General features: G+C 37.5%; 14 protein-coding genes. 12 read left to right on the top strand and 2 right to left on the bottom strand.

Features of this window, described 5'->3' with window-relative positions:
- Positions 1-6: 6 nt before the first annotated feature.
- The 3 genes from M2372_RS24460 (at position 7) to M2372_RS24450 (ending at position 4,194) form a co-directional block, all read left to right on the top strand.
- The gene (locus tag M2372_RS24460) at positions 7-1,272 is read left to right on the top strand and encodes an FAD-binding oxidoreductase (protein ID WP_123321685.1); all 1,266 of its coding nucleotides are present in this window, start codon (positions 7-9) and stop codon (positions 1,270-1,272) included.
- 82 nt (positions 1,273-1,354) lie between these two features.
- Entirely contained in the window at positions 1,355-3,511 is a 2,157-nt protein-coding gene (locus M2372_RS24455; RefSeq protein WP_123321684.1) for a M43 family zinc metalloprotease, read from the top strand.
- A gap of 182 nt (positions 3,512-3,693) precedes the next feature.
- Complete coding sequence (locus M2372_RS24450; protein WP_123321683.1) at positions 3,694-4,194, top strand: GNAT family N-acetyltransferase; 501 nt, start codon at positions 3,694-3,696, stop codon at positions 4,192-4,194.
- A 65-nt stretch (positions 4,195-4,259) separates the two neighbouring features.
- On the opposite strand, the gene M2372_RS24445 is transcribed toward M2372_RS24450, so the two are convergent.
- A complete protein-coding gene (locus M2372_RS24445) occupies positions 4,260-4,646 on the bottom strand; it encodes a DoxX family protein (RefSeq protein ID WP_123321682.1) in 387 nt (128 codons plus the stop codon).
- 43 nt (positions 4,647-4,689) lie between these two features.
- Positions 4,690-5,667 (bottom strand): polysaccharide deacetylase family protein, encoded by a 978-nt coding sequence (locus M2372_RS24440; RefSeq protein ID WP_123321681.1) that lies wholly within the window; start codon positions 5,665-5,667, stop codon positions 4,690-4,692.
- A gap of 89 nt (positions 5,668-5,756) precedes the next feature.
- On the opposite strand from M2372_RS24440, the gene M2372_RS24435 reads away from it, so the two are divergent.
- The 9 genes from M2372_RS24435 (at position 5,757) to M2372_RS24395 (ending at position 14,508) form a co-directional block, all read left to right on the top strand.
- The gene (locus M2372_RS24435) at positions 5,757-6,614 is read left to right on the top strand and encodes an AraC family transcriptional regulator (RefSeq protein ID WP_123321680.1); all 858 of its coding nucleotides are present in this window, start codon (positions 5,757-5,759) and stop codon (positions 6,612-6,614) included.
- Positions 6,615-6,706: 92 nt separating this feature from the next.
- Positions 6,707-7,123, top strand: coding sequence for an Rrf2 family transcriptional regulator (locus M2372_RS24430; RefSeq protein ID WP_115972914.1), 417 nt, complete (start codon positions 6,707-6,709; stop codon positions 7,121-7,123).
- An 80-nt stretch (positions 7,124-7,203) separates the two neighbouring features.
- Positions 7,204-7,917 carry a phosphoadenylyl-sulfate reductase gene (locus M2372_RS24425; RefSeq protein WP_123321705.1) on the top strand — a complete coding sequence of 238 codons (714 nt, stop codon included), beginning with the start codon at positions 7,204-7,206 and terminating at the stop codon, positions 7,915-7,917.
- Positions 7,918-7,928: 11 nt separating this feature from the next.
- The gene (gene cysD / locus M2372_RS24420) at positions 7,929-8,837 is read left to right on the top strand and encodes a sulfate adenylyltransferase subunit CysD (RefSeq protein ID WP_123321679.1); all 909 of its coding nucleotides are present in this window, start codon (positions 7,929-7,931) and stop codon (positions 8,835-8,837) included.
- An 86-nt stretch (positions 8,838-8,923) separates the two neighbouring features.
- On the top strand, positions 8,924-10,162 hold the full coding sequence (locus M2372_RS24415) for a sulfate adenylyltransferase subunit 1 (protein ID WP_123321704.1): 1,239 nt from the start codon (positions 8,924-8,926) through the stop codon (positions 10,160-10,162).
- 4 nt (positions 10,163-10,166) lie between these two features.
- A complete protein-coding gene (epsC, locus tag M2372_RS24410) occupies positions 10,167-10,997 on the top strand; it encodes a serine O-acetyltransferase EpsC (RefSeq protein ID WP_123321678.1) in 831 nt (276 codons plus the stop codon).
- A 29-nt stretch (positions 10,998-11,026) separates the two neighbouring features.
- Positions 11,027-11,938, top strand: coding sequence for a cysteine synthase A (gene cysK, locus M2372_RS24405; RefSeq protein ID WP_123321677.1), 912 nt, complete (start codon positions 11,027-11,029; stop codon positions 11,936-11,938).
- A gap of 25 nt (positions 11,939-11,963) precedes the next feature.
- Positions 11,964-12,809: a uroporphyrinogen-III C-methyltransferase gene (gene cobA / locus M2372_RS24400; RefSeq protein WP_115972919.1), complete on the top strand. Its 846-nt coding sequence runs from the start codon at positions 11,964-11,966 to the stop codon at positions 12,807-12,809.
- The gene (locus M2372_RS24395; RefSeq protein ID WP_123321676.1) at positions 12,799-14,508 is read left to right on the top strand and encodes a sulfite reductase flavoprotein subunit alpha; all 1,710 of its coding nucleotides are present in this window, start codon (positions 12,799-12,801) and stop codon (positions 14,506-14,508) included. Before cobA ends, M2372_RS24395 begins: the two co-directional genes overlap by 11 nt.

Raw genomic sequence — 14,508 nt, 5'->3', positions numbered from 1 at the left:
ATTTTTATGACACAGAATAAAGGCAAAGCACTTATCATAGGTGCAGGAATAGCAGGATTAAGCTCAGCCTATTATCTTTTACAGAAAGGCTGGCAGGTAGAGATCCTTGAACAGAATGATCTCAGCAACAATTGCTCTTACGGCAATGCAGGAATGATTGTACCCAGCCATTTTACCCCATTGGCTGCCCCCGGAGTTGTGGCACAGGGCATTCGTTGGATGTTTGACAGTAAAAGTCCGTTTTATGTAAAACCCTCACTCAGTACTCAATTATTATCCTGGGGTTTGAAATTTCTGAAATATTCCAATCAGAAACATGTAGACTATTCAGTTACAGCCATCAGGGATCTCAATTTGGCAAGCAGCAGTCTTTACAATGAAATTGCTCAAAATCCTGAATTTGATTTTGAACTGAATCAAAACGGAATTCTGATGCTGTATAAAACAGAAAAAGTAGCAGAAGAGGAGACCGAATTGGCTCATAAAGCCATTAGTTTAGGTTTAGCTGTTGATATCCTTGATAAAAAAGGGATTCAGGAGCTGGAGCCTAATGCTCAACTGGATGTCATCGGAGGAATCAATTACAAATGTGATGGTCACATGAATCCGGTAAAACTGATGAAGCAAATGATCTCTTATCTTAAAAATAAGGGGGTTATTTTCCACACACAACATAAAGTTACAGGATATGAAATTGCAGGGAACACCATAAATGCGATAATAGCAAATGGTAAAAAGTTTTCAGCAGACCGTTTTGTAATGACCGGAGGTTCATTTTTACCGGAACTTGCCCAAAAAGCAGGGATTAAAATTCAATTGATGCCCGGAAAGGGCTATTCTTTCATGCATACTCCTGAAAACCCAATCCATAGATTGGAGCATGCTGCTTTATTATTGGAAGCAAGAGTAGCTGTAACTCCTATGAACGGACAGATTCGTTTCGGAGGCACCATGGAGCTGGCTTCCCATCAGGATAAAATTAATATGAAAAGAGTAGAAGGAATTGTCCAATCTATCCCAAAATATTTGCCGGATTTTCAGGTTAAATTACCCAAAGAATCGGAAATCTGGTTTGGTTACAGACCCTGCGCACCAGATGGACTTCCTTATCTGGGACAATCTTCTAAACTAAAAAATCTAATTATTGCAGGTGGTGGTGGGATGATGGGATTAAGCTTAGGACCCATTTTTGGAAAAACAGTTTCTGAGCTTGCCAATGACCAAAAGCCAACGGTTGAGATAAAGATATTCAACCCTGAAAGATTTAATTAAAAAACATCACATAACACACAAAATTATGCCTAAAACAATTTGACTATTCAAATAATTTATTAACAAACAAATCCAAAAAATCATGAAAAAATTTAAATTACTACTACTTGTTTCCCTATTTCCAATAATAGGTTTTGCTCAAGAAAATAGACCTCATGAGTGTAAAGCAGATGAAATGATGAAAAAACATTTTGAACGGCACCCTGAATCTAAGGCTGAATATGAAAATTTTGAAAAATTCACCAAAGATTTTGTTAAAAAAATGGAATCAAACAAAACTCCATTGAATAAAAAGGTCAACGCTCCCACCTATATCATCCCTGTGGTTTTTCATGTGTATGGAGAATCTCAGAGTAATGTAAAAGTAAATTACCAAAAAGTAGTTGACTTACTGCAACAAATCAACTTAAATTTCAATGGAACTAATACCGATTCAAACACTATAGATCCATACTTCCAGCCTATTAGGAGCACATTAAGCATTGAATTCCGCTTAGCTAAAATTGACCCAACCGGAAAAGCAACAAGCGGAGTGGTATTTCACCCTTTCAAAAGTGGATATGGCAATGGAGGCGGATATGATGCACAAATTGGCGCAGATGCATGGGATAATACAAAGTATATGAATGTGTATATACAAAATGATCTGTATGCTAATAAAGATTTATATCAATCAGGAGTTGCCTGGTACCCGGATTCGTACATGTCTTCAGTAAATACAGCAAGAGTTGTTTATAATGGCCGTTATATATATGATGCTGCAGGAACTGTAGCTTCAAACGAGTTTTCTGATACATTCACTCACGAATTTGGGCATTGGCTAAATCTTCAACACACGTTCAATGTTCTTTGTTCGACTTCGAACCCTGGTAATGATGGTGACGGAGTTGCTGACACCCCTGTAGAAAATAATTCTTCCGGATTAGGATGTACAACTGGAAACAATTGTCTTGGACAAAAAGTGAACGTTGAAAATTATATGGGCTACAACGGTTCCGCTGGTTGTTATAAAATGTTTACCAATGGACAGGTTAACAGAATGTTAGCCGCATTAAACCACCCGTCAAGAATAAATTTATGGCAGCCTGCTAATTTAGCTGCAACCGGAGTTGCCAATACTCCGCCTAAATTAACGCTTAGCAACAGTACCTTTACAGAGAACTTAAATAATAATGGAGTTGTGTCATTAGATGGAACAGTAACATCTGCCCCTAAATCAACGATTACGCTAAACGGAGCAACATTTGCCGTACCAAATGGAACAACTCTTACTGTAGGAACACATTTCACCTCTTCATTACCAGCAGGACAAACAGCAACTATAGCAGTTACAAGCCCTACTACTGCTACACTTACCATAAATGGTGCGGCAACCAGCCATCTTAAAAGTCAGGTCCTGAATTCATCAATTACGTTTCTAAATCCGGCTATAACAGGAGGCGTAACTTCATTAGGATCAACTCCATCTTTGGCATTAACTTTTTCTTATAAAGATCCTTATAAAATAGTGACAGGAACTCCTCTGGAAAGTTATGCCAATCCAACACCAACAACAGTAACAACCAACTCCGGAGCACCTTGGAAATATTTTATCATTAACCCGGAGCTTAGTGATGATGCAGGGTATGGCGCTTGGTACTATGGAGCAAATCAATTAAAATTGGAAACCTATTGGAAAGGATTAGTATGTGGGGTAGGGACAAGAAATATTAGTTTAATTCCGTCTTGCACCACTATAAGTAATGCAAATAATATAGGTTATCCAACCGGTACTCCCGGACAGCTTGACGTGTACACCCCTACATACACTACCTGGTCTGGCCAAACAGCTTATGTTGGTTTTAGAAACCAATTCGAAGGCTACAATATTAACGGCTATTTCAAACTGAATGTTGGGGCCAATGGTTCAGGGTATTCTGTAACTGAGTTTGCATATAATACACAACCATATGGCAGTATTACAACGCCTTGTGCATTACCATTATCATCATTATCCACTTCAGACGTTGATACAACAAACTCAGAAACATCCATCTATCCGAATCCAGTTTCTGATGTATTGAATATTAAAACAAAAGGAGAAATTAAATCAATTTCTGTTTACGATAGGTCCGGAAGAAAAATGAATGCTAAAGTTATTGGGGATAAGGTTGATGTTAAACACTTCCTAGGCGGAACTTATTTAATTGATATTGAAACTTCTTTAGGAAAATATTCTCAAAAATTCATTAAAAAATAGGATAAAACATACATTTAATGAAATAATTTAGTATTGATATTTTAGCTATTCACTTGTTGAATAAAAGATGGGCTTAATTTTTTAAGCCCATTTTTGTTTTATGACGAATATTATCAGGCTTTATCAGCAATGGTAAGTTTATTTATGTAATTTTATTCATCTATTTAACTCAAATTATTCTTATGTACTATAAAAACAATACCATCATCATACGGGAGTTTACCTCTCAGGAACTGCATTTATTTTTAGATCTGTTTAAAAATGAAAACGTTACCCGTTATCTGCCGTACAAATCTCCTGAAGAATTTAAAAAAATGTTTGAAAAAGCTTTATCAGATTATGAAGAAGGACCATTTAGCAGATGGGGAATATTTAATGCTCAGAATGATGATTTTGTTGGAATGTGTCTCGCCAGAACTTTCCATCATAATTCCAGCCAGATAGAAATCGGGTATATACTTGGCGAAAACTACTGGGGAAAAGGAATCGGAACTCAAATATCTAAGGCATTGGTCAGCCATTGTCTTTCAACCGACGAAAAGAAAGATATAATTGCCGTAACAGATCTTGATAATATTGGTTCACAAAAAGTATTAATCAAAACTGGGTTTAACAGAATTGAAAATCTGGTAGAAGAAAACCGGGAACTGGCTTATTTTTTATATTCAAAAGGAGAAGGATAGACTAATAAAGCATGCTGAGAGTAAACATTTTTTGTCCTCTCAGCATGCTTAAATATTTGGTAATACTATTTTCTATCCGCACAAAGATAATTGTCATCCATTCTGGAAATCAGGATATAAAACAATCCGGCGTAGATCATTTGAATTCCCATAGCTTCCCAATTTTCAACCGTACTACTGCCGAATAGCAGTAAAATGATCAGTGAAGCTCCTGCCATAGAAGCAATCCTCATTTTAAAGCCTAAGATAAGAAGCAATCCGATGCTAAACTCCAAAAACGGAAGAGCTGTACTGAATGTTTGTACAAATAACTGAGGAAGCCAGCTTTTTTCAAAACCTTTTGCCATGCCGTCAGCAAAATCCTGAAGCTTGGTCAATCTCACCAATCCATGTCCTAGAAAATTGATTCCCATCGATAACCGAAGGAAAAGATAAGCGGTATTTTTATTCATAAAAGTATGTTTAAATTATTATTTCAACCTGATAAACAGTTTGTTAATTATTGAATTTCGCTTCACTATTATCAACCGGAGTATCCGGATCGTTCATTACCATTTTAGCGATATCATCTTTTCTCATAAAGACCACACCCTGTTTTTCTTTAGTGTATTTAATAAATTCTTCCATAGCATGCATCATTGCAGGAGTTCCGCCAATTCTGTCATGGAAACTGATACTCATCATTCTTCTTTTGGTTCCTCCTTCCTCATACAGTCTGTTAAATTCAAATGTAAGCTGAGCAAGAAACTGATCCGGACTCCAGTGTTTTCCTTCGATATTCACAATATCATTGTTACGAAGCGTATAAGGAATGACTACAAAGTTTTTCCCTTTTACCTTGGTGATGAAAGGTTCATCATGACTGAGATCATCAATATGATAAAGAAATCCAAGCTCTTGCAATACTTTCAGAGTATTGGGGCTTCTTCTCAGCCAGTTGCAATTGTAACCTACAGCTTTTTGACCTGTAATTTTCGCAACTGCATCTACACCTTGCTTTACAAACTGTAATTCTTCATCATAACTTTTATTCCACTGATTATCCCAGGAAATTCCGTGAGCAGCAATCTCATGTCCGCCTTCTGCAATCGCTTTTGCTATTTCAGGATATTTCTCCGCAGCCGTTCCCACAACGTGGGAAGTTACTTTGATATCATATTTTTTCCATAGATCCAGCATGCGGTAAATTCCTTCATTTCCTCCATAACGGTACCAGCTTTCTGCAGGAAGATCCGGCTGACCTTTGGGAAGTGGAGTATTACTGAAAGGACTTTCTGCTCCTTCAGGCTGACCACCCGTTTCAAACTGCATGGATACGGAAATCACCAATTGCGCTCCATTAGGCCAGTGTTTCTTTGCAATAAGTTTTTTTTCTTCGTGATTTCCTTTTCCATCACGGTCATTTGCCTTAAAACCGGGTACTAAAAATACTGTTGCAACAAGTACTGCTATTGATTGTCTTATATATTTCATTTTGCATGTATTTACACTGCAAAATTGCCTATTAATCCATTCTTTATTATTGTAAAAATTAATCTTAAATTTGTAAAAATCCATTATTCATGAAAAGAATAGTCAACTTCAATTCCTTTAACATTTTCAGAATCGAAAAAGAAATCTGGGATATTGAATACCATAATCATAACTTCTATGAGTTGATTATTATTGAGAGTGGAAAAGGCTCTCATCATCTCAACGGGGTTACCTTCCCATATCAAAAAGGAGATATTTTTCTTCTCAGACCCAGTGATGCGCATGAATTTACCATTCAGAATAAAACCAGGTTCATCTATATAAAATTTACGGAAGAGTATATTTGGGAAAACCTCCTGATGAATAAGAAAAATGAGCTTAAAAAAATTATCCAGCTCCTGATGGAAGACCGGTCTTTTGTGTATGAATCCTTCATTAAAAATAAGACAGACAGGGAACATCTTCTTCAGCTTTCCCGGATTCTTCTGCATGAATTCAGCCATAAAAGTTTATATCATAGAGAAGTTACAGCAGATCTCTTTTCAGGAATTTTCACTATTCTGATAAGAAACACAATGGGTAACATTACCAATCAAAAATGGGTTTCCAAAAACCTAAACAGAATCGACAGGATATTATACTACATCAATGTCAATTTTCTGGATGCAGATAAAATGAAAATAGAAAACCTGGCCAAAGAGTTTCTGCTTTCCCCTAATTATATCAGTATCTATATCAAAAAACAGACTGGTTTTTCCATCCAGCAGCATATTATTCAGTATAAAATAAAAACTGCTGAAAAGCTCTTGCATCAAAGTAATTATAACATCAATGAAATTGCGGATAAGCTTGGTTTTAACGACCTTAGCCATTTCAATAAAATATTTAAAAACTATAAAAATATGTCTCCGTCTGCCTTTAAAAAAGGGAATAAAGCCGGATTATAATTCCTATTGATATTCAATTCTGAAAATGAAAATATTTCCGGAATTACTAAACATTTCGATAATCAGATAATTTGTTATAACTTGCGTAGATTATGATGTCCAAACGTTGCAAATACGCACTGAAAGCAATGGTCAGATTAGCAAGAAATTACAATCAAGGCTATCTGCCCACTTCTATTATTGCACAGGATGAGAACATTCCCAAAAAATTTCTGGAACAGATCCTTCTTGAACTTAAAAGAGCCAAACTTGTGAACAGCAAGCAAGGTAAAGTAGGAGGATACTACCTGCTAAAATCTCCTGATGATGTATCTTTAGCGGATATCTACCGTATTTTTGACGGACCTATTGCTTTGACGCCTTGTGTATCTTTAAACTTCTACGAAGCATGTGATGATTGTGTAGATGAAGCAGAATGTTACCTTAGAAATGAATTAATCATCGTTCGTGAAAAAACCAGAAATAGTATGATGGAGGCCACTCTGACCAAGTTTATCAATAAAAAATAATTTTTTTTCATTTAAATTCTACTATTTTGATAGGAGTTATAGAATTTTATATATATTTGCATTAACAAATTGGAATGGAAATGGAAAACAGTCTGAAAAATAACTTTGAAAAATTGAGGGAAGAAGCCTTAGGGCAATCTGCCCAGCAGGATCTTTTACAATTGCTGACAGAAAGATTTCCGGATGGAGTAGTATTCTCAACCAGCTTCAGCTATGAAGACCAGGTCATCACTCACTTAGTGAAAAATCTGAATGTTGATATTTTCACACTGGATACAGGAAGGCTTTTTGAACAGACTTACGAAACCTGGGCTTCTACAAAAGCTTTCTTCAAAAAAGAGATCAAAGCCTATTACCCGGATACTGAGGAACTGAAAAAATTTGTATCAGAAAACGGACCCAACTCATTTTATCAGTCTGTTGATCAAAGGAAAGCATGCTGTACCATCAGAAAAGTTCATCCTTTGAAATCTGCTTTGAAAGGATATAAAGTATGGGTTACGGGTTTAAGATCTGAACATTCCCCAAACAGACAGAATATGCCAGTCTTAGAATGGGACGAAGATAATCAGATCATTAAGTTTCATCCGCTTCTCCACTGGAGCACTGAAGAGGTAACAGATTATGTCAAAAACCATCAGTTACCCTACAACTACCTTCACAAAAAAGGATTTGTAAGCATCGGATGTGAACCCTGTACAAGAGCCATCAGGGAAGGAGAAGATTTCAGAGCAGGCCGTTGGTGGTGGGAAGATGCCAACAAAAAAGAATGCGGTCTGCATATTCATCAATAAAAAAGAAAAACATGTCAATATATCATTTAGATTATCTGGATCAGTTGGAAGCTGAATCGATTTACATTTTAAGGGAAGTAGCAGGACAATTTGAACGCCCGGCACTTTTATTCAGCGGTGGAAAAGACAGTATTGTACTGGCTCATTTAGCATCAAAAGCATTTCGTTACGGAAAAATACCGTTCAAGTTTGTTCATGTTGATACTGGACACAACTTTCAGGAAGTATTGAGCTTTAGAGATCAGCTTGTTAATCAATTAGAAGTTGATTTAGTGGTGCGTAAAGTTGAAGATACCATCAAAAAGAAAGGTTTAACAGAGCCTAAAGGAAAATTCCCTAGCAGAAACTGGCTGCAGACCTTTACTTTACTGGATACTATTGAAGAATTTGAATTTGATGCCTGTATTGGGGGAGCCCGCAGGGATGAAGAAAAAGCCCGTGCCAAAGAAAGAATCTTCTCAGTTCGTGATGAATTCGGACAGTGGGACCCAAAATTACAGCGTCCTGAATTATGGAGCATCTTCAACGGAAAAATCCATAAAGGAGAAAATGTAAGAGTATTCCCAATCAGCAACTGGACAGAGCTGGACATTTGGAATTATATCCGAAGAGAAAAAATTGAACTTCCTTCCATTTACTTTTCGCATGACAGAGAAGTAGTAGATCTTAATGGACAATGGATTGCCAACTCCCATCACGCTTCTTTAGATACAGATGATGTAATCACGGTAAAAAAGATAAGATATAGAACCGTAGGAGATATGACCTGCACTGCAGCCGTAGAATCTAAAGCAATAACCATAGATGCTGTGATTGAAGAAATTGTAGCTACAAGAATTTCTGAACGCGGAGAAACCAGAATTGATGACCGTGTAACAGAAGCGGCAATGGAAGACCGTAAAAAAGGAGGCTATTTTTAATCATTGATAAGAGATAATTGATGAATGATGAGCCAAAGTTTTTTATCAATTATCAGCAATCACTTATCATTTATACTTACAAACAAATGGATATATTAAGATTTATAACAGCAGGAAGCGTAGATGACGGTAAAAGTACCCTTATCGGAAGACTGCTATACGATAGTAAAAGTATTTTACAGGATCAGTTAGAAGTACTGGAAAAACATTCTAAAAATAAAAATGATGACGGGGTAGACCTTGCTCTTCTTACAGACGGCTTACGTGCTGAAAGGGAGCAGGGGATAACCATCGATGTTGCATACAGATATTTTTCGACCTCAAAGAGAAAATTTATCATTGCTGATGCTCCCGGTCATGTACAATATACAAGGAATATGATTACCGGAGCTTCCAACTCTGATCTGATGGTGATTCTGATTGATGCCCGCCAGGGAGTAATTGAACAGACAAGAAGACATTCTATCATTGCTTCATTATTAAAACTGAAAAAAGTAGCTGTAGCCATTAATAAAATGGATATGGTAGATTATTCACAGGAAGTATTTGAAACCATCAAAGCAGATTATGCTAAAATTGCAGAAAGCCTTGGATTAAATGAGGTAAGCTATTTCCCGATTTCAGCATTGAAAGGAGATAACATTGTTTCAGAATCTACTCAAACAGATTGGTATCAGGGGCCTTCACTTTTAGAATATCTGGAACAGGTAACCCTGAATGAAGAATTAAATACCGGAAGCCGTTTTCAGGTTCAGTATGTCATTCGTCCTCAGACTGAGGAATTGCATGATTACAGAGGATATGCCGGGCAGATTTTAAGTGGAAAATTCAAGAAAGGAGATAAAATCCATATTCTTCCAGCTGGAATTACCACGGAAATTGCTAAGATTGAGATCAACGGAATTGAAAAAGAAGAAGCCTTTGAAGGACAACCCGCTGTCATTCATGTAACCGATGATGTGGACATCAGTAGAGGAGATCTTTTTGCCACGGAAGAACAACTTCCAGTCGTTGAAAAAGACCTTGAAGTTTTGTTATGCTGGCTTGACCAGAAATCATTACAACCCGGTAATAAATACCTGCTTCAGCAAAACAGTAAACTGGTGCGAGCTGTTGTCAAAGAGATTGATTATAAGATTGATGTGAATACCCTTACCCAGGAAAAAGCTGAAGGCGACATCAAACTGAATGAAGTGGTAAAAGTAACCATCCGAACGGCACAGCCTTTGGTCTATGATAGTTTTATCAATAACAAAAGAACAGGTTCTGCAATTTTGGTAGATGAAACTTCTAATTCCACGGTTGCAGCCTGCATAATTCAATAAGAAAATGTCAGTTACCAATCATTTCATTGAAAGAATTCATCAGAGCAAACAGAATAAAACCCATGGATTCTTTGACAGAGCCAGAGTAAAGGTTTTTGTAACAGAATTGTATAAAGTATTGTTTCTTCCACAGCCAATCAATACTCCCGATCATCTGAAACAAGATTTTACAAAGCTGAGTGCACATCTTTTCATCCTGATTAATACAGTAACAAAAGATGAAGACCTTACCGAAGTACAGGTGAATGCTTTTTTTGAGGCCTTGCCACAAATCTATAATCATCTCGTTCAGGATGCGCAATCCATCCTGGAATTTGATCCGGCAGCAGATTCTTTAGAAGAAATTTATCTTGCCTATCCCGGATATTTTGCAACCTATGTATACAGGATTTCGCATCAGCTATGGAATCAGGAAATACCGGTTTTACCCCGTGTTATTTCAGAATATGCACACAGCAAAACAGGAATTGATATTCATCCAGGAGCAGTAATCGGAGAATATTTTTTCATCGATCACGGAACCGGAATTGTCATTGGAGAAACAACCACTATTGGCAATCATGTCAAAATATATCAGGGAGTAACCCTGGGAGCGTTGAATGTCTCCAAAGAAAAAGCCAACCAGAAAAGGCATCCCAATATTGAAGATCATGTCATTATTTATTCGGGTGCAACCATTTTGGGCGGAAATACAACCATAGGCAGAGAAAGCATTATCGGAGGAAATGTATGGATTACTCAAAATGTCCCACCCAATTCTCTGGTCTATAACAAAAGCGAAATAAGAATAAAGGATAACAACCCCTTACCGGAATCATTAACCTTTGTAATATAAAAACAGAAAAAACAAAAAATTGTATTGATATGAAATTTCAGAACACACTAGAAACCATTGGAAATACACCAGTCGTAAAGATCAATAACTTATTCAATTCAGATCATGAAATCTGGATCAAACTAGAAAAAAGCAACCCCGGTGGAAGCATTAAAGACAGAATAGCTCTGGCAATGATTGAAGATGCAGAAGCTAAAGGATTATTGAATAAAGACAGCGTTATCATAGAGCCTACCAGTGGAAACACAGGAATAGGATTAGCATTGGTGGCTGCTGTAAAAGGATATAAACTGATTCTGGTAATGCCGGACAGTATGAGTATAGAACGCCGTAAGATTATGGAAGCCTATGGTGCTGAATTTGTGCTTACTCCAAGAGAAAAAGGAATGAAAGGGGCCATCGAAAAAGCTAACGAATTAGCAGAAGAAACCCCAAATTCATGGATCCCTAGACAGTTTGATAATCCTGCCAACGTAAAAGTACATGTGGAAACTACGGCTCAGGAAATTTTAAAAGACTTCCCAGATGGTCTGGATTATGTAATTACAGGAGTAGGAACCGGTGGACATATCACAGGGATTGCTCAGGCATTAAAACAACATTATCCTAACCTTAAAGTCATTGCAGTAGAACCGGAATTATCTCCTGTACTAAGTGGTGGAAGCCCTGCACCACATCCTTTACAAGGTTTAGGAGCCGGATTTGTACCATCTATTCTGGATATTACTCTTTTAGACGGAGTTATTACAGTAGGTAAGGATGAAGCGTATGAATATGCCATTAATGCTGCTAAAAAAGAAGGGCTTTTTGTGGGAATTTCCACAGGAGCTGCCTTAGCTGCTATTGCAAAACAATTACCGGAAATACAAACTGGAGCTAAAATTCTTACCATCAATTACGATACCGGAGAAAGGTATCTTTCCATTGAAGGACTCTTCTAAAATCCTTTAACTAACACCGATTTCAATGAATACAACAATAAAATCACCTAAGGTTTACCTTATCGGTGCAGGGCCTGGCAACCCTGATTTGATCACAGTAAAAGCAGTAAAAGCCATTGCTAAGGCAGACGTTGTTCTTGCCGACCGTCTGGTAAGTCCTGAAATTTTAGAAACTTACCTTAATAAAGATACAGAGCTTATCTATGTAGGTAAGGAATGCAGCAAAAATGCGTCTACCCCTCAATCACTTATCAATACTTTAATGGTAGACTATGCTTTACAGAACAAAACAGTAGTAAGGCTTAAAGGCGGAGATGTTTCCATTTTCTCCAATATTCTGGATGAATTACAAGCCTTGAAGGAACATCATATCCCATTTGAGATTATTCCCGGAATTACAGCTGCTTTAGGAGCTGCGGCCTATGCAGGAATGCCTTTAACGGCAAGAGGATATTCAACATCTGTTCGTTTTCTGACCTATTATAAGTCTGAAATTCTTACAGACGAATATTGGAAAGACCTTGCTGGTACTCAGGATACTCTTGTGTTCTATATGTCTAAAGGCAATCTTACCAGCCTTGTTGATAAATTCATTGAACTGAATGTTTCCCACGAAAAAAAGATCGCTGTGATAGAACAGGCTACTACGCCTTATCAAAAAGTGTATACTTCCACCTTTGAGAACTTTAGTGAAACATTGGGAGATAAATCATTTGCCTCACCATCATTGGTAGTGATTGGAAAGGTGGTAAATCTTCATGAAGAATTCTCCTGGCTGGAAAATGCAGAACAGGAAGGTCTTTATTTTAAATCGGTTGAAAACGGAAGCTTAGTCCCAAAAACTCAAAATTTCTTCGAATATGCTGTCTGAAACTAAATTAAATATTCTTAAACAGATCTCCAGCGATTTTTCAAGAGATGAATCCATCTGGGCAAGCGGATACCTAGCAGGATTAGCAGGAGCACCTCTTACTGGGGTACAGCCTCCTTTACAGGTAACCTTTCCGGAACAAAATACAGTAAAGAAGATCACGCTGGCTTATGGTACAGAAACCGGAAACAGTAAGAAGTTGGCAACAACCCTTGCAGGAATCATAAAAAAGAAAGGGGTTCAGGTTAAATTAGCTGATCTTTCCCAATACAAGCCCAAAGATCTTTCAAAAGAAGAGTTCTTCTTTGTGGTCATCAGTACGCAGGGAGAAGGAGATCCGCCAGTATTAGCCAAGAAATTCTATGATTATATTTATGAGAATGAGATCAATCTTAGCGCTCTGAAATTCGGAGTTCTGGCATTAGGAGATACCAGCTACCCATTGTTCTGCAAGACAGGTGAGGATGTAGATTCCCGATTTGAAATTCTTGGAGCACAGCGCATCATTCCATTAAAAAAATGTGATATCGATTACGAGCAGGATGCCCAAAACTGGATTGAACATGTTTTTGAAGCGGTGAACAAAACTTCTGCCAGCAGTGTTATAAATACACCCGTTCAGAAAGCTTCAACAGGAAGAAAAAAATATCTCGGAAAAGTATCTGCCATAATTAATCTGAATGATATTACTTCTGAAAAGGAAACCTATCATATTGAAATAGAAACAGAAGAAGCTTTAAGCTATCGGCCTGGTGCTGCTTTGGGAATTATTCCTTTCAATTCAAAATCTGTAGTGGATGAAATTATTGCTGTAACAGGAATTGATCCTAAAAAAAAGATAGAAACAACAAAAGTTACAGATAGTGTAGAAGAGCTTTTATACAAGCATCTTAATATTAGCTATTTGCTTAAATCCGTAGTGGCTCAATATGCCAAAATTACGGGACATTCTATTCCGGAAGTCCGTTTAAGCTTTCTGGATTTACTAAGGATTTATCCGGTGAAAAATGCAGAAGAATTTGAAGAAGTAATCCAGATTCTGACGGCTCAGGCACCACGTCTGTATTCCATATCGTCTTCTCCGGAAGCGCATGGCGAAAATGAGATTCATATTACCGTTGCCAGATCGGAATTCTTTATTGACCACCAGAAACATAACGGTCTGTGCAGCGGTTATCTCAGCGAGTTCAGTGAAGGCGGAGAGGTTGAATTCTATATTCAGGATGCCGGACATTTCAGATTACCAGAACCGGATAAAGATGTTATTATGATTGGACCGGGAACAGGAATTGCGCCTTTCAGATCATTCCTTTGGGAACGTGATGCCACTGGAGCAGAAGGAAAAAACTGGCTGTTCTTTGGGGACAGGAATTTTGTATCAGACTTTATTTATCAGGCTGAGCTTCAGGATTTCCTTAAAACAGGAAGCTTAACCCATCTGGATCTTGCTTTTTCAAGAGATACTGCAGAAAAAGTATATGTTCAGCACAAACTGGAACAAAAAGCACAGGAAGTCTTTTATTGGCTTGAAAACGGAGCCTCAGTCTATGTATGCGGAACCAAAGAACCTATGAGCCGTGATGTAGAAAACACCCTGCTCAATATTATTCAGCATCAGGGAAAACGCAGTCAGGAAGAGGCCGTTCACTATCTGGAGGAGATGGAACTCAATGGCCGATATGCTAAAGACGTTTATTAA

This window comes from Chryseobacterium sp. BIGb0232, from assembly GCF_024810195.1.
In the GTDB taxonomy this organism is placed as follows: domain Bacteria; phylum Bacteroidota; class Bacteroidia; order Flavobacteriales; family Weeksellaceae; genus Chryseobacterium; species Chryseobacterium pennae.
The sequence above is the reverse complement of the archived record's forward strand: the minus strand, read 5'-3'. Positions and strand labels throughout refer to the sequence as shown.

Excerpts from the sequence above, each read along its gene's own strand:
- M2372_RS24460 (WP_123321685.1), top strand. The coding sequence starts at position 7 with ATGACACAGAATAAAGGCAAAGCACTTATCATAGGTGCAGGAATAGCA.
- M2372_RS24455 (WP_123321684.1), top strand. The coding sequence starts at position 1,355 with ATGAAAAAATTTAAATTACTACTACTTGTTTCCCTATTTCCAATAATA.
- M2372_RS24450 (WP_123321683.1), top strand. The coding sequence starts at position 3,694 with ATGTACTATAAAAACAATACCATCATCATACGGGAGTTTACCTCTCAG.
- M2372_RS24445 (WP_123321682.1), bottom strand. The coding sequence starts at position 4,646 with ATGAATAAAAATACCGCTTATCTTTTCCTTCGGTTATCGATGGGAATC.
- M2372_RS24440 (WP_123321681.1), bottom strand. The coding sequence starts at position 5,667 with ATGAAATATATAAGACAATCAATAGCAGTACTTGTTGCAACAGTATTT.
- M2372_RS24435 (WP_123321680.1), top strand. The coding sequence starts at position 5,757 with ATGAAAAGAATAGTCAACTTCAATTCCTTTAACATTTTCAGAATCGAA.
- M2372_RS24430 (WP_115972914.1), top strand. The coding sequence starts at position 6,707 with ATGATGTCCAAACGTTGCAAATACGCACTGAAAGCAATGGTCAGATTA.
- M2372_RS24425 (WP_123321705.1), top strand. The coding sequence starts at position 7,204 with ATGGAAAACAGTCTGAAAAATAACTTTGAAAAATTGAGGGAAGAAGCC.
- cysD (WP_123321679.1), top strand. The coding sequence starts at position 7,929 with ATGTCAATATATCATTTAGATTATCTGGATCAGTTGGAAGCTGAATCG.
- M2372_RS24415 (WP_123321704.1), top strand. The coding sequence starts at position 8,924 with ATGGATATATTAAGATTTATAACAGCAGGAAGCGTAGATGACGGTAAA.
- epsC (WP_123321678.1), top strand. The coding sequence starts at position 10,167 with ATGTCAGTTACCAATCATTTCATTGAAAGAATTCATCAGAGCAAACAG.
- cysK (WP_123321677.1), top strand. The coding sequence starts at position 11,027 with ATGAAATTTCAGAACACACTAGAAACCATTGGAAATACACCAGTCGTA.
- cobA (WP_115972919.1), top strand. The coding sequence starts at position 11,964 with ATGAATACAACAATAAAATCACCTAAGGTTTACCTTATCGGTGCAGGG.
- M2372_RS24395 (WP_123321676.1), top strand. The coding sequence starts at position 12,799 with ATGCTGTCTGAAACTAAATTAAATATTCTTAAACAGATCTCCAGCGAT.